This window comes from Enterococcus avium (assembly GCF_002891025.1).
GTDB classification, from domain to species: Bacteria; Bacillota; Bacilli; order Lactobacillales; family Enterococcaceae; genus Enterococcus_A; species Enterococcus_A avium.
Map to the genome: position 1 here is coordinate 1637993 of NZ_NBSL01000002.1, position 20205 is coordinate 1658197.

General features: G+C 36.8%; 20 protein-coding genes. 1 reads left to right on the plus strand and 19 read right to left on the minus strand.

Annotated elements, in window-relative coordinates:
* Positions 1 to 30: 30 nt before the first annotated feature.
* The 16 genes from AUF14_RS08380 to AUF14_RS08455 all read right to left on the minus strand — a co-directional run bounded on the left by AUF14_RS08380 (position 31) and on the right by AUF14_RS08455 (position 15108).
* Positions 31 to 975 (minus strand): NADP-dependent oxidoreductase, encoded by a 945-nt coding sequence (locus AUF14_RS08380; RefSeq protein ID WP_049218677.1) that lies wholly within the window; start codon positions 973 to 975, stop codon positions 31 to 33.
* Between the two features lie 144 nt (positions 976 to 1119).
* Complete coding sequence (locus AUF14_RS08385; protein ID WP_049218679.1) at positions 1120 to 1461, minus strand: winged helix-turn-helix transcriptional regulator; 342 nt, start codon at positions 1459 to 1461, stop codon at positions 1120 to 1122.
* Positions 1462 to 1598: 137 nt separating this feature from the next.
* Entirely contained in the window at positions 1599 to 2141 is a 543-nt protein-coding gene (locus AUF14_RS08390; RefSeq protein WP_049218681.1) for a hypothetical protein, read from the minus strand.
* 237 nt (positions 2142 to 2378) lie between these two features.
* Positions 2379 to 3233 (minus strand): GRP family sugar transporter, encoded by an 855-nt coding sequence (locus AUF14_RS08395; RefSeq protein ID WP_049218682.1) that lies wholly within the window; start codon positions 3231 to 3233, stop codon positions 2379 to 2381.
* A 71-nt stretch (positions 3234 to 3304) separates the two neighbouring features.
* Positions 3305 to 3763 (minus strand): PTS sugar transporter subunit IIA, encoded by a 459-nt coding sequence (locus AUF14_RS08400; protein WP_049218684.1) that lies wholly within the window; start codon positions 3761 to 3763, stop codon positions 3305 to 3307.
* A gap of 13 nt (positions 3764 to 3776) precedes the next feature.
* Entirely contained in the window at positions 3777 to 5105 is a 1329-nt protein-coding gene (locus AUF14_RS08405) for a family 4 glycosyl hydrolase (protein ID WP_049218685.1), read from the minus strand.
* 14 nt (positions 5106 to 5119) lie between these two features.
* Positions 5120 to 6535 (minus strand): PTS transporter subunit EIIC, encoded by a 1416-nt coding sequence (locus AUF14_RS08410; protein ID WP_049218686.1) that lies wholly within the window; start codon positions 6533 to 6535, stop codon positions 5120 to 5122.
* 18 nt (positions 6536 to 6553) lie between these two features.
* A complete protein-coding gene (locus AUF14_RS08415; RefSeq protein ID WP_049218687.1) occupies positions 6554 to 7318 on the minus strand; it encodes a carbohydrate deacetylase in 765 nt (254 codons plus the stop codon).
* Positions 7319 to 7428: 110 nt separating this feature from the next.
* Positions 7429 to 8250 (minus strand): PRD domain-containing protein, encoded by an 822-nt coding sequence (locus AUF14_RS08420; RefSeq protein WP_048720738.1) that lies wholly within the window; start codon positions 8248 to 8250, stop codon positions 7429 to 7431.
* Positions 8251 to 8597: 347 nt separating this feature from the next.
* On the minus strand, positions 8598 to 9515 hold the full coding sequence (gene rbsK / locus AUF14_RS08425) for a ribokinase (protein ID WP_049218690.1): 918 nt from the start codon (positions 9513 to 9515) through the stop codon (positions 8598 to 8600).
* A 53-nt stretch (positions 9516 to 9568) separates the two neighbouring features.
* Positions 9569 to 10516, minus strand: a complete 948-nt coding sequence (locus AUF14_RS08430) for a nucleoside hydrolase (protein WP_102866005.1) — start codon at positions 10514 to 10516, stop codon at positions 9569 to 9571.
* A 27-nt stretch (positions 10517 to 10543) separates the two neighbouring features.
* The gene (locus tag AUF14_RS08435) at positions 10544 to 11992 is read right to left on the minus strand and encodes an MFS transporter (RefSeq protein WP_016181879.1); all 1449 of its coding nucleotides are present in this window, start codon (positions 11990 to 11992) and stop codon (positions 10544 to 10546) included.
* Positions 11993 to 12044: 52 nt separating this feature from the next.
* Positions 12045 to 12860 carry an energy-coupling factor ABC transporter ATP-binding protein gene (locus tag AUF14_RS08440; RefSeq protein ID WP_049218694.1) on the minus strand — a complete coding sequence of 272 codons (816 nt, stop codon included), beginning with the start codon at positions 12858 to 12860 and terminating at the stop codon, positions 12045 to 12047.
* The gene (locus AUF14_RS08445) at positions 12850 to 13692 is read right to left on the minus strand and encodes an energy-coupling factor ABC transporter ATP-binding protein (RefSeq protein ID WP_016181876.1); all 843 of its coding nucleotides are present in this window, start codon (positions 13690 to 13692) and stop codon (positions 12850 to 12852) included. Before AUF14_RS08445 ends, AUF14_RS08440 begins: the two co-directional genes overlap by 11 nt.
* Positions 13693 to 13704: 12 nt before the next feature.
* Positions 13705 to 14469 (minus strand): energy-coupling factor transporter transmembrane component T, encoded by a 765-nt coding sequence (locus tag AUF14_RS08450; RefSeq protein ID WP_016181875.1) that lies wholly within the window; start codon positions 14467 to 14469, stop codon positions 13705 to 13707.
* A gap of 12 nt (positions 14470 to 14481) precedes the next feature.
* Positions 14482 to 15108, minus strand: a complete 627-nt coding sequence (locus AUF14_RS08455; protein WP_016181874.1) for an ECF transporter S component — start codon at positions 15106 to 15108, stop codon at positions 14482 to 14484.
* Between the two features lie 214 nt (positions 15109 to 15322).
* Between AUF14_RS08455 and AUF14_RS08460 the strand changes: the two genes are divergently transcribed.
* Entirely contained in the window at positions 15323 to 17221 is a 1899-nt protein-coding gene (locus AUF14_RS08460) for a PfkB family carbohydrate kinase (protein ID WP_049218696.1), read from the plus strand.
* Between the two features lie 257 nt (positions 17222 to 17478).
* Here AUF14_RS08460 and AUF14_RS08465 read toward each other — a convergent pair whose 3' ends face one another.
* The 3 genes from AUF14_RS08465 to AUF14_RS08475 are packed head-to-tail and all read right to left on the minus strand — an operon-like array spanning position 17479 to position 20197.
* Positions 17479 to 18549 (minus strand): ABC transporter substrate-binding protein, encoded by a 1071-nt coding sequence (locus AUF14_RS08465; RefSeq protein ID WP_049218698.1) that lies wholly within the window; start codon positions 18547 to 18549, stop codon positions 17479 to 17481.
* Positions 18546 to 19391: an ABC transporter permease gene (locus tag AUF14_RS08470; protein ID WP_049218700.1), complete on the minus strand. Its 846-nt coding sequence runs from the start codon at positions 19389 to 19391 to the stop codon at positions 18546 to 18548. Before AUF14_RS08470 ends, AUF14_RS08465 begins: the two co-directional genes overlap by 4 nt.
* Positions 19388 to 20197 carry an ABC transporter permease gene (locus AUF14_RS08475; protein ID WP_016181860.1) on the minus strand — a complete coding sequence of 270 codons (810 nt, stop codon included), beginning with the start codon at positions 20195 to 20197 and terminating at the stop codon, positions 19388 to 19390. The genes AUF14_RS08470 and AUF14_RS08475 overlap by 4 nt, the downstream gene beginning before the upstream one ends.
* Positions 20198 to 20205 lie beyond the last annotated feature (8 nt).

The window sequence follows — 20205 nt, forward strand, 5'->3', positions numbered from 1 at the left end:
ATAGTTCAGCCTGCGGAGAAAGTCATCCTTCTACTCTCCAAAAACGATAATTTTCTTACCAGTATTGCTGCCGTTTTGGAAATCTAAATGTGCTTGTTTTATTCCTGCAAGATCAAATGGATAACGTTTATCAACAAGAACAGCTAATTTTCCCTGACTGTAAAGTTCAATGGCATGTTCCCATTCTTCAAGAGAAATAAAGCCCATTGAATATTGAGCCGTGATTCCTAATTGTTCCGCTTTTTCTTGATCAGGCACTGCGTTCACTGTAGTAATGCGTCCGCCTGGCTTCACCACTTGATAGCTTTTTTCTAGTGTTGCAGGCCCGGTTAAATTAACAACCAGATCCACATCCGATACGAGCTGTGTAAAATCTTGTGTTTGGTAATCAATGGTTTCATCTGCACCTAATGATTTCATATAATCGCTTTGTGCAGCCGAACCTGTGGCGAAAACATACGCCCCAGCATTTTTGGCTAACTGGATTGCTTTGGAGCCAACACCGCCAGCTCCGCCATGAATCAACACTTTTTGTCCCGTCTTCACTTGTCCGTCTCTAATCGTGGAGGCCCAAGCAGTCGCAAGTCCTAGATAGAGACCTCCAAGCGGCTCAAGGTCTAGTTCTTTAGGGACAACTGCAACATTACTATCCTCTTCAGTCAAGATATATTCCATATATGTATTCATGTTAGAAAAACCAGCGACATGATCGCCTACTTTAAAACGCGTTACCTCTTCTCCAACCGTTGACACTACACCGGAAAAATCTTGTCCCAATGAGTGAGGCAGCGGAGGAAACATGTCTTTAGGCATAGTTGGTGCAGGACCAGATTGACGAATAACCATATCAGGATCATTCACACCGATTGCCGCGGTCTTAATCACTAGTTGATGCGCAGAAGGGCTAGGAATTTCTACCTCTTCCATTTCCATAACATCTACTGAGCCATATTCTTTTAATATCATTTTTTTCATAAGCGTACTCCCTTCAACTTTCTGATGATTAGCATAGTCCTTTCTCAACGATTTGAATAGTACGTTATTTTTTTAGAAATACTATCCTGTGAGATAGAAATGTATGAAATCAATGGTGACTTAGAAAATAAAAAAACTAAAGCACTAATGCTCTAGTTTTTCTTGATCGTATGCATTCGCAAATTTTTCCAATTCCTGTATGACAGGCAAGAATTTCTCACCCATTGGCGTCAGCGAGTATTCCACTTTAGGAGGCACCTGCGGATAGACTTCCCGACGAATCATCTCATGACTTTCTAACAGCTTCAGATTTTTTGTTAAGTTCGCTTGTGTCACCATTGGCAATTTCCTGCTTAATTCACCAAAGCGCAACGTCTCTTTACTTAGAAAATATAAGATGACCATATTCCACTTGCCATTCACGATCTTTTGAATATTAGAGATTGGGCAAGATTCAAAGGTTTCTGTTTCATCAAAATCTTTCATATTAACTTCTCCCTCAGTTTCTCAAACAGCTCTTTCTAACTATATGCTATTTCAACTCAAGTAACAAATCAACGAGAGAAAGATTTTGAGAATCAACCTTCTTCTCCGCCAAATACTTTCTTAGTAATAGCAGATCATCACTTGGAACCAGGTTCTTCGTAAATATAATTCAACCAAAATTCTTCTACCTTTTGATTGAACTCCTTAGTAGGATATTTTCCTCTCAAATCGAATGTATGAGGCAAGTCATCAGAAAACTTTATTTGATAATTGTATACACTATTAGATTTCTTCGATTCTTGTTTAAACAATCCAACATCCGAAATTTCTGACCAAATTTTGGTTTTTAACAGCCATCCTTCCTGGTAAGTAACTCCCCTTTGATCCAGACGATAAAGTATGCCGCCATGTTTCAATACAAAAATAGAATCCTTGATACCTGAATAGATCAGTAAAGAAGCAAAATAAATAAGAAAACCAAAAAAGAAAATAACCCCTGTCGCTAAAGCCATTCCAAGTAAGGTTAAACTAAACAATATATTTAACCTATTAGGCTCATTAAAATAAGGAAATAGAAACCAAAAAGAAACACCAAGTACAATTAATAGGATCATCATACCCGCACAAATTAACATAGCAGCATCTCGCCATGTAATTTTTAGTTCAAAAACTTTATCCATCTTTAGCTGCTCCTGTTATTCTTACTTCTTCTCTTGACTAATCTCGAACGATAATAATGGTAACGAAGAGCGCTTTAATAGTCAAGATAGGAAAAATGAGTAGTGTAGTAAGAAATCATAAATGTCAGTGAGCTGATTTCAAAGATAAATTGACTGTAATACTTTGAATGTTTCCTTACTATTCTGCACTATTCTCCTGTATCTACTCTAAAAATTAAGATTGAATAGATTCCTCACTTATTTAATTGATCCAATCAAGAATATCCCTAGTGTAATTACTGCTGCTCCAGCACTGATCATGCATAATTCCTTTCTAGTCTTTCGTACCTTCAAAATAAAGATGCCCGCATAAATAGAAATCAATACCGCCATCTGAGAAAAGGTAAAACTTTTTGCTACTCCAATGATTGGCATGGCAAAAAATAAACTTAAATTAGCGATACTCCAAGCAATCCCAGTTCCCAAATTCTTTACAACCTGTGACCAAGCGAATTCTTCTCGTTTAATAATCGTTAAGCATAGTGAAGAGAACCACATCCCGATCGACTGTGGAAATAATACCACTGCTCCGCTAACTAGAAGAGCTTGCGGCAATGTCACATAAATTGTTAATGCAGTTGAGGATAGTAATAAAAGAGTGATAGCTTTGCGTTTTATCGTGTTCGACTGCTTTTTCCCCTGTTCTTCTATATAAGAGGTTAAACGAATTCCTAAAATGATTAACAAAATTCCAGTCATTCCAATCATTATCATAGTAAGATTGGTCCATTCTTTAAAAAAAATTGCCGCGATAAAGGTTGTCCCAATTAATTGAGTTCCATTTGAGATAGGCATCGCCTCAGACACTGGCAGTAATTGAAAGGAATTGAATTGCAAATATTGTCCAACAGACCAGAAACAGCCTGAGAGAAATGCTGCTGTAAAACTAAGCCAATCATACGTAAGTTGAACAATCACGGTAAAGATAATTCCCAGTAAGAGTGCTGTCGTAGAAGTTCCCAGCAGCTGATTGATCGGCTTCGCCTTCGTTAAATTCGCAATAATCGGCATAAGCCCCCACCCAAGAGCGGGTAATAAATATAAAGTAGCCATTAATTTCTCCTAAACACAAAATAATTTGCTCAAGAAAAGACTGAGCGTAAAACCCAGTCTTTGTTCTTGGTTTAAAATTTAAATAGTCCATCCTGTAGTGTCACGATTTGATTTTCGATTAGCAGCTGTCCCTTAGTCATCTCCGGAAAGACCACGATGATCGTGTCATCTTTTCCACTTTTTTCTATTTGGTGTAGATCCATCGAAGCCAATAGAGTACCAGCTTTTACCTTTTGTCCCTTTGTTACTTTGACTGAAAAAGGCAGCCCCTTTAGTTCCACCGTGTCCAATCCCATATGGATCAAAAGTTTTTCACCGGACTTACATTCAATTGTAATAGCGTGCAGCGTCGGAAAGATGCTCTCAACAATTCCTTCAATCGGAGCATAGACATGGCCATCATGTTGAGTGATTGCAAAGCCTTCCCCCATCATTTTTGAAGAGAAAACCTCATCTTGAACTGCTTCTAAAGGAAGAACTCGTCCATTTGCTACAGATTTCAGAGTATTTTTCGTTTTAAAAAAGAGCATCCTCTCATCACCTCTATACTAATTTTGGCCAGTATTCTTTATTGGCTTCAATCATTTCATCTAAAATTTTCTTTGCTACGCGAGCATTTGGTACTGTTTGATTCAACGTAAATGCTTGCAATGCTTTTTGATAAGAACCTTCAAAATAGGCATCAACTAATAATTTTTCTGCTGCTACTTGTGCCTCCATCAGCCCTTTATGAAAATCACAGATCGGTTTCCTTAGAGAAATCGGTTCTACACCTGTTGCGCCAACATAAGCAGGTACTTCAACCACTGCATCTGGACGAAGATTCGGAATCGCTCCTTGGTTAGGAACAATCAGCATGAAGCGGCGACGTTCATCATTCAGCAAAGAGGTTGCCATGTCTACGATGTACTGACCGTGCTCCCCAAAATTAAAGTTCAAGACATCCTCCGTTACTCCTTCTCGGATCTTTCTTGCCATTTCCCTTGTGTTCTTTTCCCGACCTTCCATTACCATATTGGCGCGTGTGTAATTTTTATCAGCATGTTCCACGACCATATCTGGATATAGATAGTACTCTAAATAATTATTCGGAATATTTTGCGGGAAATTTTTTGTGATAACAGACATCATGCTGAAAGCCTCCTGCCATGTTTTATCTCCAGCATTAAAATCCGCTACTTCCATTTCCTGAGTTGTTAATTTTTCAATGATTTCTGGCATCACATCGCGCTTCAGATTTTTATCATAGATCGAAGTATACCAGCCAAAATGATTCAGTCCATAATAAGTTGGAATCCAATTTTTTCGATCATAGCCATAATTGACAGCAATCGTTTCTTCGATTGAAATCGTCATGTCACAGGCATTGATCATTTTTGCTTTTGGATATTGTCTCCGAACAGCCTCTGAAACAATTGATTCCGGATTTGTATAATTTAAAATCCATGCTTCAGGCGCATACTTTTGAACATAGCCAACAATTTCTAATAGACCATTCATTGATCGCATACCATAAGCAAACCCGCCTAATCCGCAGGTTTCTTGTCCGACTAAGCCATGACTTAAAGGAATTTTTTCATCCTTTTCACGCATCATCATACCACCGACACGAATCTGTGAAAAAATGAAATCACAGCCGGTAAACGCTGTTTCAGGATCTTCGGTTGATGAAATGACCACATCCTCAAATCCTTCTTTCTTCAACATGTATTGAATAATCAAATACATGTCGGCATTTCTCTGAGCATCAATATCGTATAAACGAATCTCTGAAAGCGGTAAACGATCTGCATTGTTTAGCACCGCTTGAATGATTCCTGGTGTATAAGTACTGCCTCCGCCAGCAATCGTAATAATTTGTTTCTTTGTCATTATTCTCTTCCTTTCTACTGTTCCAATAATTTATTGAACTCAGCCATTACGTAAGTAACCTCTAACCCAATAATAATTTGATAATTTTTTTCTGTCGGTTTGATCACACCGCTGACACCTAACTGTTTGATTCGTTGTTCATCGACGATCGTTGGATTTTCAACCTCAACTCTCAAACGTGTATTACAACTGAAGGCATCTGAAACATTCTCTTTTCCGCCAAAGGCCTGCAGCATTTTCTTTGCCATATACTCATAATTCTTGCTGGCTAATCCGAGTTCCTTTTCTTCTTCTACTGCTTCAATTCCATATTCTGTAGCTGCTTCTCTGCCTAACGTTTGAATATTACATTTTTTGATTAGGTAATAGAAAGTAAAATAATACAGGGCGAAAAATACGATTCCGACTGGAATGATAAGAATAGCGTTGGTCGCAATTCTAAAATTAATTAAATAATCCACAATACACGCACCAAATGTAAAACCAATCCGAATATTCAACAAGTAACACACGATTCCGGCAAGCCCAGCAAATAATGCATGTACGACATAAAGCATTGGAGAAAGGAACATAAAACTGAATTCGACTGGTTCAGTGATATTGGAAATAAATGACGTTGCCGCCCCACTACCCATGATTCCTTTGACCATCTCTTTGTTTTCTTTGAATGCCGCACGATAGATAGCAAAACAAATTGCAGGGACGCCAAACATCATGATAACGAAGAAGCCTGATAAAAATAATCCTGCTTGTGGATCGCCGTTGATAAATCGTGTCATCTCACCACGGAATACTTCGCCACTTGGCGAGGTGTAACTTCCTAAGTCATAGTAAACGTATGTGTTCAGTACATGATGGAGTCCAAAAGGAATCAGCAACCGATTAAGGAACATAAAAATCCCCACTCCTAAAGCCCCCATATTAACTAATAAGCGCGCAAAGCTATCAATTCCGGCTTGGGCGAAGGGCCATAAAAAGCCAAACACCACCGAGGTGACTGTCTGTAATATCATCACCATCGTCAACGGAAACTTTTCCCCTGCAAAGTAAGAGAACACCATTGGTAATTTTTGTTCCTTGAAACGATTGTACGTCCAAGCTGCGATAAGCCCTGAGATTATCCCACCGAAGATCCCCATATTGACAGCCGGATTCATAATTTCTAAACCCTTTTTCAATGTTGCAATTGCTAGAAATCCTGTTAGTGCAGGAATACCTTTGTCTTTGGTCTTAGCAAAGCCAATCGTTACTCCGATTGCAAATAGAATATCCAAATTTCCAAATACTGCATTTCCCGCAGCCCCAATAACAGGAATATTCAACATGTCGTCTGCTGAAAGACGCATGATCAATCCGGCCAGAGGCATCGCTGCCACTGGAAGCAGCATCGCTCTCCCTAATTTTTGTACATTTGCTTTTAAACTCGACATTTTAAACTCCTCCTCATTTTAAATATCTTTGTAAGTTACCAACTCAATCAAACAATCCCTTTTAACCTGCAATGCAAAATCTGAATGAATCAGAAATTCCACCTGATTAACCCTTGGATAAACAAAACTTGAACCCTCTAATAATTGCTGATCAAGATATGCTGTGTGACACATGATTTCGATGGTTTTATCTTCGCGTAAAAGCGTTAGTAGCTGTTCTAAATATTGTTCGATTGAACAATCAATTTGCCTTTTATCCTCAATTGTTTCGCCAACATCATCAAAATATGGTTCAAAATAATCGACATGCTGAACCTCTGCTTTTCTCTCAAAGTTCCCGCGAACTGGCAGATCATATTTTTTAGCCAATGCAATGACAACTTCCTGATTATTATCAAAGGTGTGCGTATGATGGTGACTATCTAAGTGGGTTGGGATAATTCCGGCTCGATAAACCTTTTGAATTTGAGCATTCCACTCTTGATATAGCTGATCGTTGTCAATTTCAAAGGGCTTTGTATAAAAAGATAATTGCTTAAATTGATCGCCCTCCACCAAACTATCGACATTTTCCAATAAAGGTTTCCCACAGGTCAGTGTCAGATGAACACCCACACCTAAATCTGGTAATTCTTTTTTCAGCTTTACCGCATGTTCAAATCCCGGCATATTTGCCATCAAAGTCGTTGAAGTTAATATTCCTCGTTGATAAGCATCAACTATGCCGTAATTCACACCATGGCTGTAGCCAAAATCATCTGAGTTAAAGATTACTTTTCCCATTCTTTCCATCCTTTCTTTTTATACTAAAAATAGACGCAACCTAATGATCGCAGAAATGAATGCTCGCTCTGCATCAAAAGGTTGCGCCTACCGAATAGTTACGCCCTTGATTATTGAATTCTCGCTAAATGAATGGCCAGATAAACGACTTCGTTTTCCTGCACATCCAACTGAAATTTCTCTTCGATCATTTTTTTGATCGCTGTTGCGGTCTGATAAGGTTCACTTTCTTTAAAGGTACTGGTGAAAAATCCAATGTTTTCAGTTGGTGACTCTTCTTGATAAATCAGACGTTTCACTAAAAATTTGATATGAATCATCATACGATGATAGGTTAATGAGTCTTTATCAAAATGATAATCATAAGATTCCTCCAAATCCTCAAGAATCGTCTTTGTCATTTCTAATATCTTTAAGCTGTTTAAACTATTTCTTTCGCCTAGTTCCGCATTGATAATATGCATGGTAATAAAACCAATTTCATTTGCTCCCAACTCTGTGTTATAGCGTTGATTAATTAACGCCACGACTTCATTCGCCGTTTCATACTCTTCCGGATAGAGCAATTTCATTTCCGGCAACATGATTGCTGTCACCTGACTGTCTTCTTTCTTACGCTGAATCGCAAAATAAATGTGATCCGTCAAGGCAATGTAAATGTTTGAATCTAACGGTGTAGAGATTCTTTTCGAGATAAATTGAATGATCTCCTCGGAAAAATCAATGAATTCGATAGGGATTTGAGCGGCCATCTCACTAAACATCTTGGTCTTCTCTTTGGTATCCAAAGTAAAAAACTTATCCGCCAGTGCTGGATCAAATACCTGATCAACGAAAGCAGAAAATCCAATTCCCTTACCCATAGCGATTTTTTCAATTCCCTCATCATCAATTAAAATCACATTATGACTGATCTTTTTAACAACTTTCATTAGTTGCACCGATCCTCTCTGAAAAACATTCAAATTTTTATTTAAAAAACAAAAAAACGACCCAAGGAAAGTGTCTTTCCTAGGTCGTGCCTAATTTAATAGTTGCACCCTATCTGTTTACACGCTCAATATAGCAAATAAAAAAAGCGCTGTCAACGCTTTTTTTATTTATTTGTTTTCTAATTTTAAATTCTATCAATAGCAAGGTGAATGATTATTGATAGATATTTCAACACTTTTTCTTTAGAACTAACAGTTTCTTAGATAGTTTGAAAAATCCTTTTAAGATCATGCAAAACACTTCCCCAAAAAAATGGGAAGTGTTTTTTCATTCTTTCGCTACTTTTTTATATTTCTATAGCTAACTCTGATTCATAGGGTATAGAAGGTTGAGCACCATACCGTTGGACTGTCAAAGAGGCCGCTTTGCTTGCATACGTGATTGCTTCTTCGATATTTTGTAAATCATGAGATAATTTTGATGCAAACGCACCAATGAATGTATCTCCTGCAGCAGTTGTGTCCACTGCATGAACTTCAAAAGCAGGCACCAATCCTGATTTATCTTCTGCGATAGAGTAGAATGCTCCTTTACTTCCTAATGTGACAATGAGAACCTTAACTCCCAACTCGTGAATTTTATTTGCTGCACTAACTAAATCACTTTCACTAGTAATTTTAACACCAATAATTGTCTCTAATTCTATTTCATTTGGTATTAAAATATCTGTCGCATGAATAATTTTTTCAGGCAACATTTCAAGTGCAGGAGCAGGATTTAAAATTGTGGCAGCAGAGCCTTTTTGAGCAATTTCAAAACTTCTTTCAATACTATCGAGATTGGTTTCCAGTTGAGCAATTACATAATCACTCGAAGAAATCGTTTCTTGATTCTTTAAAATATGTTCATTAGAAATTTCTTGGTTGGCTCCTCCATAGATTACAATACTATTTTCTCCACTATCATCAACAGTAACATAAGCACTTCCTGTTCTTACGCTATCCAAATGAGCAATCCCTACTGTATTGATTCCATCTTGGTCAAGCAAATCGACAAGCGTTTTTCCACCATCATCATTTCCTACGGCTCCTATAAAATTCACAAGAGCACCGCTTCTGGCTGCAGCAATTGCTTGATTAGCTCCTTTTCCACCACCGTTTGTAAATACTTCTTTTGAATGAATCGTTTCACCCGGTTTCGGGAAATTCTCTGTACGAATCGTTGTATCTAAATTAACACTTCCTACTACTGTAATCTTATTCATTTCTGCACTTCTCTCCAATTGTCTTCACATACATGTATTCGATAGTAATTATCTTATGAAAAATACTTGATCGTATCCATCGTCAATTCTCTGAATTTTTCTAAATCAAGATTAAAAGCAACTTGAACATTTTTTTCTTTCTTATCGACGTCATCATAATCAACTACGGTACTGCCTAATGCTAATGTATCACTGGTCTCTACCTGTACATTCATTGGATATACAGTAAACATATCCGGATCAATAACATAAGCGACAGCACATGGATCATGCATATGGATACCCTCGACGTGCGTTTCATCAGCCCAGAATGGTCGTGTAGTTGTTAAATTGAAAAAATCTAATAGATCAGCCATTGTTGTGGCTACTTGATTCCCAATATTACGAATTTCTTTGATATCGTCTTCAAATAATTGAGCTTTTAATGTCACATCTAAACCAAACATAGCAACTGGAACACCTGAATTAACAACAATATCTGCCGCTTCAGGGTCCACATAGATATTAAATTCCGCGTGAGGCGTCATATTCCCGCCAAAACATGCGCCTCCCATAAAGGAAATCAGTTCGATTTTCTCTTTTAGTTCAGGATGTGATAATAAGAAAATCGCAACGTTTGTTAACGGTCCAGTAGCGATCAGAGTAATCTTCTCATCTGATTCTCTCAAAATTTTTGCTATCAGATCGTTCGCCGAAATATCCAAATCCGCAATTTTAGATTCTGGTAGTTCGGCACCATCTATACCAGATTCACCATGAACATCATCTGCAATAATCAATTCACGACGCAACGGCTTTTTCGCGCCTCTAACAACAGGTATTCCTTCACTTTTTGCCAGTGTTAATAATCTCTTCGCGTTAATATATGTCTTTTCCGGAAGTTGATTCCCAGCTGATGTAGTAACTGCTAATAAATCAATCTTCTCTGAAGCAATAGCCATTAATAACGCTAATGCGTCATCATGACCTGGATCACAATCTAAAATCACTTTTTTTGCCATTTTGAATCCTCCAATGCTTTATTATTCCTATTTATTTTGTTGAATTTTTTCACCGTGAGTGTAAATCATTTTTTTAGTGACAATGAATATCACAAGCGCTGCTAAAACTATTACACCGCCAATTAAGAAAATATTTGCATATGTTGAAGCCGCTCCTGCTGCTGAACCGACAACACTACTACCAGACATAACACCAGAAGACATCATCCCTCCAAATACGGCAACACCAACTGACCCAGTGATAGCTTGTACCAAGTCATTGACACCTAATACACGACCAGATTCCTCAGGAGCAACTGTCAAGGTTGCTGTATCTACAATTGGTGAGTAAAAGAATGAAGTTCCAAAATAATAAATACATGGTGCAAATGCTAACGCCCAAACTTTACCGTGAGGAATAGCAAAAGCAATAGCTAACAAACCTAGACCCATAAAAGATAGCGCCATGATAATAGCAGCTGAACGACCAATTTTTTTAACAACCGGCCCACAAACGAATCCTAAAACCGCTGCCAATAAAATTGAACCAACCAACAACAGTGATACTTCTGCTGAATCAATCCCAAAAACATTTAGTCCGATGGCATTAACACCCGCGTTTAATGTGTAGCTGAAGAAGTATCCAATGAATATAACTGACATTGTTGCTATCAATGCAGGATTTTTCAAAAATTCTGGTGTGATAAAAGGATTTTTTGCTTTATTAATATAAACAATAAATAGTACTAACGTTACAACAGATGAGATAGCCCAAAACGCGTTCATATCAGTGAAAAACATCGTCATCGCACCAGCGAATGCACCAATCAAGATGAAGCCAATCCAATCAATATTTGCTCCTTCTGCACGTTCATCAGGTAAATTTTTCGCCAACGACGGAATAAATAGAACAGAAATAATTGGAACAGCGAACAACCAACGCCAATCAATTTTTGTAATGTAGCCAGCGGCAACAACACCTAAAGCTGCTGAAAAACGAAAGACAGCTACAAAAATACCATAATAGATTACGCGATTTTCTTTTGCAATATACTTTGAAACTAGAACTAAAAAGACAGAACCGGCCACTTGTCCACCAGCAGATTGTAAAACTCGAGCAATAACAACTGCCCAAATACTACTAGGTCCAAACCCAAAGCCAATGATAGAACCTAAAACAAAAATAATTACTCCAAATAATGTCATTTTTTTCAATGAAACAAAGTCACCCAGCGCTCCATAAACTACGCAGACAATTCCTAAAATAATTCCTGGAATTGAAGTGATTAAAGGAGCTAAGTTGGTGGCTCCCAACTGTTGTCCAATATTGACAAAAATCATACCAAAAGCCTGTTGTTCCAAAATACCAAATGTGAATATCAATAAAATCAATGGGATGGCTTTTTTAGCCATTCGATTCATTTTTTCAAACTCTTTACTTCCCTCTTCTGGTATTGGAACACCTATAATTTTCTCATTTTCTTTTGTTGCATCCATATTTTTATCCCCGCTTTCTTAATATATCTATATAAAGGGTGACTTCACCCATTTATCTTTGTTGAAATCTCTTTTTCTCAAAAACCTGCTGGAATTCATTCTTATTAAAAACAGGTTCTGAAAATCCTAATTTTTGTCCCACTCTTGTAATTGGCGGAGGACTTACATAACTAGCTTCTAATACTTCTGGCGAAGAAAATATTACTTCTTTTGTTCCTCTTTTTAATATTTTCCCATGCGACATAACGACGATTTGATCAAAATTTTTTACAACAAATTTCATATCATGAGTAATTGTTAGACAGAGTTGATGATTTAATTTCAATGCTTCAATAATCCTAGTTAAACGTTGATTTCCTATGATATCTTGCCCACAAGTAGGTTCATCTAATATGATTACTTCAGGATTCATCATGAGAATAGATCCGATCGTACAGAATTTTTTTTCTGTCGTATTTAAATCGAATGGATGGACGGAAAGTTTATCAGTTAAACCTACTAAATCAGCAATCTTTTCTAACCTTTTATTGATTTCTTTTTTCGATACGCCTTGTTGTTTTGGACCAAATTCAAATTCTTTTTTTACACTTTCCAAAAACAATTGATTATCTGGGTTTTGAAAGACATAACCGATTTTTCGAGACCAAAAAGCCGTCGTATGTTTCTCGATGTTTTCACCATTGATTAGTACCTCTCCCTCAGTAGGTTTCAATAGACCGTTTAAATGTTTAACAAAAGTTGTTTTTCCAGCACCATTTTGACCAATAATCGCGATTGGTTCTATTCCTTCAAATATCGTATTAAGTCCATTTAGGGCAATATCTCCAGAAGGATATTTATGTATGAGATTTTTTATTTCAATCCTCATTCATCAACACCTCCTGCAACCTTTTGACAGCCTGTTCCTCAGTCAAAATAGTCGTATTGGAAAAATAGTCTTTTGTTATTTCATAAAAATCAGGAGCACTCACGCCATATTCCATTAGTCGTGGATTACTAAAAACTCCTTCTGGGGTATCATTTAGGACTAATTTTCCTTCTTTCATCACAAGAATTCTATTTGCCAAACTAGCTATTTTCTCCATGTCATGATCCACCATTATGATTGTCATGCCATTTTCATTCAACGTTTTAACCGTTTTCATAATTTGATGGCTACCCACAGGATCTAGTTGAGTAGTGCATTCATCTAAAATCAAAATCTGAGGCTCTAAAATAATTGCAGCAGCAAGAGCAACTCTTTGTACTTGTCCTCCTGAAAGCTCTAACGGATTTCTATTTAATAAGTCAGTAATCTGAACTATTTCAGCTACTCTATTGATTTTTTCGATCATAGTTTCTTTGGTTAACCCTCTATTTCCCAACCCAAAAGCTAATTCCTCACTTACAGTATCAGCTGTATAGGATAGTTGATTAAACGGATTTTGAAAAACTAGACCGACTGTTTGTGATAACTCACCGACTCCAATTTCCGAGATACTTTCTCCCTTAACCCTTATTTCTCCATCTGTATGACCAATAAAATAATTTGGAATTAATCCTGATAATGCATTACACAAAGTTGATTTTCCAGCACCATTTGCTCCTATTATTGCAACAAAATCTCCTGATTGAACTTCGAAACTTATGTTCCTTAAAGCTGCATTTGGAGCTTCATTGTAGCGATAAGAAAAATCTATTGATTCAACTAAGTTATTCATCTAATCACCTCACTAATTCCAAAATCGAACAATCAAACATATTAATAAGAAAAAAATGGAAAAACCTTTTAGAAAGGTATCGCTAGGTTTATGTTTCACTTCGATTAGTGTTGTTGGTTTGATTCCTTTAATACTAAAGCCCCTTGTCTCAAGGGTCATCCCTCTCTCTTGGGCATCTGTCAAAGAAGATAGAACAACTGGTCCTATTAACGGTAGAAATGCTTTCGCTCGTTGTAAGAAAGAACCTGTTACTTCAACACCACGAGATTCTTGTGCTTCTTGAATAATTTTCACTTTTCTTTGCATTTGTGGAACAACATTGAGGCTAGCCAAAATAAGATAGCCGATTTTCATATTTAGACCCGATTGAGTTAATGCCGCAACTGTTTCTGAATTTTTAGTTGAGTTTAAAAAAAGATAAAATGTTGTCAAAAAGACCAATAAGGTAGAAGAAATTTTTAAAGCATACATGGTTCCTTCTAAACCGAGGCTAGCAAACCCTAAATCAGCTATGATTATCGTATTTTTAGGACTATATAATCCTTGGATAAAAAGTAACATCAACGTAACTGGGATTCCGAAGCCCAGTATCAATAAACTAACTTTTCTACCTGTTCCCATGAAAAAAGAGAGAATCAGAATAATCACTAACAAATAGTATCCTAAAAAAGAACTGGGATAGATCATACAACCTATGCCTAAACTTAGGACTAGTATTAATTTAGTAATTGGATTTAACTCTCTAATAAATCCATATATTTTATTATCCTTCTTCACAAAATCTCACCTTCAGTTTTTCATTTTTCTATTTGTCAACGGAGCATTGTCCAAAGGCGCATATTGACTAGAGAAACGTTTGGGTATTTTTTTTACCAACCAATAGACGATTAGAAAAACTAATCCCTTATCGATTAAATTCTCTATTATTGATGTTGAAAATACAGAAAGAACGATTTCTTTTGTAGCCGCTATCAATGCTGCTGTTGCCAGTGAACTTGTGTTAATTCCTGTTGCCCCACCATATACAAAGATAGTGATTAAAGATGATGTAAAAGAATTCGTCAACGTACAGGCTAACCAAGTGAATATCGCTCCACCAATGTTCTTAAAAAAGCCAGCCATTACTAAATATCCTGTTACTAATCCACATAAGATACTGACAAGTGCATAAGGGAAAAAAACTGGATTTGTCACAATTGCCAAAAATAGATTAGTGATCAGACCGCAAAGCGCTGCTACCCAAGGGCCGGCCAAACATGCTACTAAAACGGTACCAATCATATCTAGAAATAGTGGTAACTTTAACGCTGAACAGAGTGTGCCACCAATCAAGTTGATTCCAACAGCGATTGGTATCAATACAAGTACCTTTGTCGAAAAATTCCTATGGAGAAATGCTTGAAAGTATTTTTTCATTGTAGTTCCCCTTTTTAAAGTGTGATAAAATCAATTTAAGAAAACATTTTCGGAAAACGTTTTCCTTGATTAGAATTTATCACCGCATAACAAATTTGTCAATATAATTTTTTGAAGCACGAAATTTTTGTTCTTTTTATTCAAACACACTTGACCCTTTTTGAATTGGTTGAGTATGATGAAAAGAAAGATAACGAGGATAAAGGAGAAGTATATGAATATAAGAGATATTGCAAAATTAGCTGGAGTATCTGTATCCACGGTTTCAAAGATCGTAAATAAAAAAGACGCCAGTATTAGTAAAGAAACTCGTGAAAGGGTTTTAAAAATAGTTCATGAATACAATTACACTCCCTATTCATCTACCATTAACTCCACTACAACTACTGGTTCAATTGGTATATTGATTAATTCAGATAAATATACGGATAATGCCTTAAACGGAATGATTGAGTATGCACAGCAAACAGGTTATAGTCCGATAATTCTTAACAGTCTTGGTGATCACAAACAAGAACTTAGAAATATTACCTCCTTATGTACAAAACAAGTGGACGGAATAATTTGGGATCCGATAAATGAAAGCAGCTTAAAAAACTTGAAGCATATTGAAACATTAAATATTCCGCATGTGTTATTGGGAAAGTGGAAAGATGAAGCATCCTATTGGGTTCCGTATGAAGAAATTTCCTATTTTCTAACAGAACAATTGATTGAAAAAAAACACAAAAGAATCGCTTGTATTGTACGAGAAGATAAAAGTAAAGAACATTTTATTAATGGGTATAAAAAAGCTCTTTTTAAGTACAATTTGAAGTTCAATGATTCAATGATCATCAATACATTAGATTTTTCTATCAATGATTTTATTATTGAAAAACAAATTTCTGGGTTCGTATCTGCTGATTTTTATAAATCAATTGAGCTCTACAATTTGACCATGCAAAGTGGTCTAAAAGCACCTAATGATTATTCATTACTTTCGATTCGTAATGATACAGATATAGAATTTACGAATTATCAAAATTCTCTTTCAACAGTCACTATCAACAAAACAGATTTTGGAGCTCATATATGTCAAGCGCTCATCAACCTGATTACAAAAGCAGAAGAGCCAAAACCATTTAATGAAAAAATGGTTTTGGCTAATACAAAATCAATTGGAATTCCAGCAGAAAATGAACGCTCTAAAGTTCTCGTTGTTGGAAGTATAAACATGGATACTTATCTCTATTCTTCGAAGCTTCCTCATAACGGTGCGACAAATTTTCTATCTAATCTGAGTAAACGTCCAGGTGGAAAAGGATTAAACCAAGCAATTGGAACTGCAAAACTCGGACATCAGGTTCGTTTGATTGGCTGTATAGGAACAGATAGTGACTCAAATACAATGTTTCAAGAGCTCAAGAAAAATAGTGTAGATACTGAAGGCATCACACGCTCAAACGAGACAGAAACAGGTCAGGCTTATATTTCTGTAGAATCTAGCGGTGATTCAATGATCTCCATTTTACCCGGAGCGAATGCAGAACTATCGCCTACATTTATCAAAAATAAACATGAGCTATTCTCTAACGTGAAATATTGTCTCGTACAAACAGAGATTCCAATTGATGCTGTAGAAATGACTTGTACATTAGCTACAGAAAATGCGGTTAAAACAATATTGAAACCTTCTGCTTCAAAAAAAATACCTGATTCTCTTTTAGCTAAGGTGGATTATCTCATTCCAAATGAGGAAGAATTAACTTCATTATGCCCCGATTACAAAACGATTGAAGAAAAGGTTGATTTTTTAATTTCCAAAGGTGTCGGAAACGTTATTGTTACTTTAGGTAAAAATGGCTGTTTTCTTAAGAATTCTAAGCAAGGAAAATATTTCCCTGCTGCCAACTTCTCCGCTGTTGATAGCACTGGAGCAAGCGATGCATTCATTAGTGCATTGTCTGCATATTTGTTACGAGACTACTGTTTGGAAAAAGCTATCCAAATTGCTATTTATGCGGCAGGATTTCTAGTCTCACGTGATGGTATTACAACAGCTCTCGTTGATCGAACAACACTAGAAAGTTACATTGCTAAAAAAGAACCTCAACTATTGTTAAAAGATTAATTCTTTGTCTTGATTGGATATCTCTCTTTGAAAGCATTATTTTACATTTGTGCTGTATTCAAGATTTAATTTTTCCGAATAGTTTATATCCGTTAATATGAGAATAGATGAAAAAAAGCGAGTAGTTGAATAATCAAAACTCCGATCATAACTACTCGCGATATAAAAAATGGTACAATTACCGTTTTTTTATATTGAAAACTGTCAGTAAAAAAGATTTCTCCACTATTTTAAAGTTACTTTTACTGTCTTTGATCTTACTTCCGATACATCTTAAACTCCAAATACAAATCATTATAGATTCCCAAATATTCTGGACCTAAATCTTTATAAACCTCCAAATGACTAATGGTCTCATCGTCTGGATAAAATTGCTTGTCACCAGAAATACTTTTTGGCAGCATCGCCAATGCTTTTTTATTCGGTGTTGAATAACCGATATATTCTGCGTTTTGCTTGGCTGACTCTGGTTTCAGCATAAAGTTGATAAAATCATAGGCGCCTTCTTGATTTTTGGAGGTTTTTGGAATCACGATATTATCAAACCACAGATTTGAACCTTCAGGTGGAATCACGTAATGGAGATGCTCGTTTTCCGACATCATATCCGCTGCTTCCCCAGAAAAGGTCACCGCGACTGCACTTTCTTCATTTGCCATATACATTTTAATCTCGTCAGCAACGATCGCTTTGACATTAGGCGTCAAGCTGCTTAATTTTTTGATGGCTTGATTCAGCTGTGTCATGTCCTTTCTATTGATGGAATAGCCTAAGGTGGTTAAGGACAAGCCCATAACCTCTCGAGCACCATCGATTAGCATGATATTGTTCTTCAATTCTGGGCGCCATAGATCATTCCAGTGTTTGATTTTGTCTCCTGAAACAAATTTATCATTATAAATGATCCCTAAGGTCCCCCAGAAATACGGAATCGAGTATTTATTGTCTCGATCGAAATCCAAATCCAAAAAACGTGGATCAATATTTTCTAAGCCATGAATTTTTGAATGATCCAATGGCAGTAGTAATTTCTCTTTTTTCATTTTCTGAATCATGTATTCACTAGGAATCGCGATATCATAGGCTGTTCCGCCTTGTTTGATTTTGGCTTCCATGGCTTCGTTTGAATCGAAGGTCTCGTAATTGACCTTATAGCCGTATTCTTTTTCAAACTGCTTGATTAACTCTGGATCAATGTAATCACCCCAGTTATAAATATTTAATACTTTAGAACTGGCATTAGAAGAATGATTCAAGCGAATGACTAAAAATGTCAGTAAGAGAATGATGGCGACGACACCGATAAAAAGTGATTGTAATTTTCTCATTTCAGTATTGCCACCTCCTCAAAATCGCGTTTGCGTTTCCGTGCTTTTTTCGAGGTATCACGACTAATAAAGTAATAACCCACGACTAACAACAGAGAGAAAATAAAGACCAGAGTCGATAAGGCATTGATTTCTAAACTGATCCCTTGCCGAGCTCGTGAATAGATTTCGACTGAAAGTGTCGTAAAGCCATTTCCAGTGACAAAGAAGGTCACGGCAAAATCATCCAATGAATAGGTGAAGGCCATAAAATACCCGGCAATAATTCCCGGTGTCAAAAACGGCAATATAATATTGGATAACACTTGAAAATTGTTCGCTCCTAAATCTCGCGCCGCATCAATCATAGAATCATTCATTTCCTTCAGCTTCGGTAACACCATTAAAACAACGATGGGAATACTAAAGGCGATATGAGAAAGCAGCACACTGACAAAGCCTAATTGGAAATTCTTCAAAACCCCACCAAGCATCGTAAAGAGAATCAGAAAGCTGGCACCAATAATAACATCCGGTGAAACCATCAAGATGTTATTCAGTCCCAATAGGACATTTCTTGAATTTCGCTTACGTGTATAATAAATCCCCATCGCACCGAAAGTCCCAATAATCGTCGCCAACAATGCGGACAAAAATGCCAGCACAAAGGTCTGAACAACAATACTAATCAAGCGACTATCTGAAAACAGGCTTTGATAATGTTCCCAAGTAAACCCAGTAAAGCTGCTCATATTACCGCCCTGATTAAAGGAATAAAAAATCAAATAAAAGATCGGAATATACAATAGAATAAACACAAAAATCAAATAAACAGTGGACCAGGAAAATTTTCTTCTTCTCATTTCACCCGACCTCCCTTACGTTTTTCACCGGTTAGCATCATTACAATAAACATAGCCACGATCAGAATCACACCGATCGTAGACCCCATGCCCCAATTCTGCGTCACCAAGAAATGTTCTTCGATTGCTGTACCTAGCGTGATCACGCGGTTTCCACCAATTAAGCGCGTCAGCATGAAGAGTGAAAGCGACGGGATAAAGACAGCCTGAACACCGCTTTTTACGCCATTCAAGGAAAGCGGGAAAATTACCCGACGAAATGTATCAAAGTTATTTGCGCCTAGATCGCGACTAGCACTGATCAAAGAAGGATTGATTTCCTCCAATGCATTGAAAATCGGCATGATCATAAAGGGCAGTTCGATATAAGCCGCCACAAACATGAAACTAAAATCGGTGAATAGCAACTGCTTCTGTCCGATCCCGATAAAACTCAAGAAATCATTGACCGAACCGTTCGCGCTAAAAATACCGATAAAGGCATACGCTTTCAGCAACAAATTAATCCATGTCGGCAAGACAACCAGCAGCAGTAATAATTGGCGATGCTTCAATTTCGATAAAAAGTACGCCGTTGGATAACTGATTAACAGCGTCATCAACGTAATCAAAAACGCAAATAGTACGGAATTGACGGTCATCATCAAATAGGTTTTTGAGGTTAAGTACGTGTGATAATTGGTTAACGTAAAATTGCCGTTCATATCAAAGAAAGACTGATAGACGATCAAAATCACCGGCGCAATGACAAAAAACAGCAGCCAAAAAAAGTAAGGGATGGAATATAAACGACGCATATTTTTCATAGTGATCC

Bases quoted from the DNA above. Each gene is read 5' to 3' on its own strand.
- AUF14_RS08380 (WP_049218677.1), bottom strand. From the start codon at position 975: ATGAAAAAAATGATATTAAAAGAATATGGCTCAGTAGATGTTATGGAA.
- AUF14_RS08385 (WP_049218679.1), bottom strand. From the start codon at position 1,461: ATGAAAGATTTTGATGAAACAGAAACCTTTGAATCTTGCCCAATCTCT.
- AUF14_RS08390 (WP_049218681.1), bottom strand. From the start codon at position 2,141: ATGGATAAAGTTTTTGAACTAAAAATTACATGGCGAGATGCTGCTATG.
- AUF14_RS08395 (WP_049218682.1), bottom strand. From the start codon at position 3,233: ATGGCTACTTTATATTTATTACCCGCTCTTGGGTGGGGGCTTATGCCG.
- AUF14_RS08400 (WP_049218684.1), bottom strand. From the start codon at position 3,763: ATGCTCTTTTTTAAAACGAAAAATACTCTGAAATCTGTAGCAAATGGA.
- AUF14_RS08405 (WP_049218685.1), bottom strand. From the start codon at position 5,105: ATGACAAAGAAACAAATTATTACGATTGCTGGCGGAGGCAGTACTTAT.
- AUF14_RS08410 (WP_049218686.1), bottom strand. From the start codon at position 6,535: ATGTCGAGTTTAAAAGCAAATGTACAAAAATTAGGGAGAGCGATGCTG.
- AUF14_RS08415 (WP_049218687.1), bottom strand. From the start codon at position 7,318: ATGGGAAAAGTAATCTTTAACTCAGATGATTTTGGCTACAGCCATGGT.
- AUF14_RS08420 (WP_048720738.1), bottom strand. From the start codon at position 8,250: ATGAAAGTTGTTAAAAAGATCAGTCATAATGTGATTTTAATTGATGAT.
- rbsK (WP_049218690.1), bottom strand. From the start codon at position 9,515: ATGAATAAGATTACAGTAGTAGGAAGTGTTAATTTAGATACAACGATT.
- AUF14_RS08430 (WP_102866005.1), bottom strand. From the start codon at position 10,516: ATGGCAAAAAAAGTGATTTTAGATTGTGATCCAGGTCATGATGACGCA.
- AUF14_RS08435 (WP_016181879.1), bottom strand. From the start codon at position 11,992: ATGGATGCAACAAAAGAAAATGAGAAAATTATAGGTGTTCCAATACCA.
- AUF14_RS08440 (WP_049218694.1), bottom strand. From the start codon at position 12,860: ATGAGGATTGAAATAAAAAATCTCATACATAAATATCCTTCTGGAGAT.
- AUF14_RS08445 (WP_016181876.1), bottom strand. From the start codon at position 13,692: ATGAATAACTTAGTTGAATCAATAGATTTTTCTTATCGCTACAATGAA.
- AUF14_RS08455 (WP_016181874.1), bottom strand. From the start codon at position 15,108: ATGAAAAAATACTTTCAAGCATTTCTCCATAGGAATTTTTCGACAAAG.
- AUF14_RS08460 (WP_049218696.1), top strand. From the start codon at position 15,323: ATGAATATAAGAGATATTGCAAAATTAGCTGGAGTATCTGTATCCACG.
- AUF14_RS08465 (WP_049218698.1), bottom strand. From the start codon at position 18,549: ATGAGAAAATTACAATCACTTTTTATCGGTGTCGTCGCCATCATTCTC.
- AUF14_RS08470 (WP_049218700.1), bottom strand. From the start codon at position 19,391: ATGAGAAGAAGAAAATTTTCCTGGTCCACTGTTTATTTGATTTTTGTG.
- AUF14_RS08475 (WP_016181860.1), bottom strand. From the start codon at position 20,197: ATGAAAAATATGCGTCGTTTATATTCCATCCCTTACTTTTTTTGGCTG.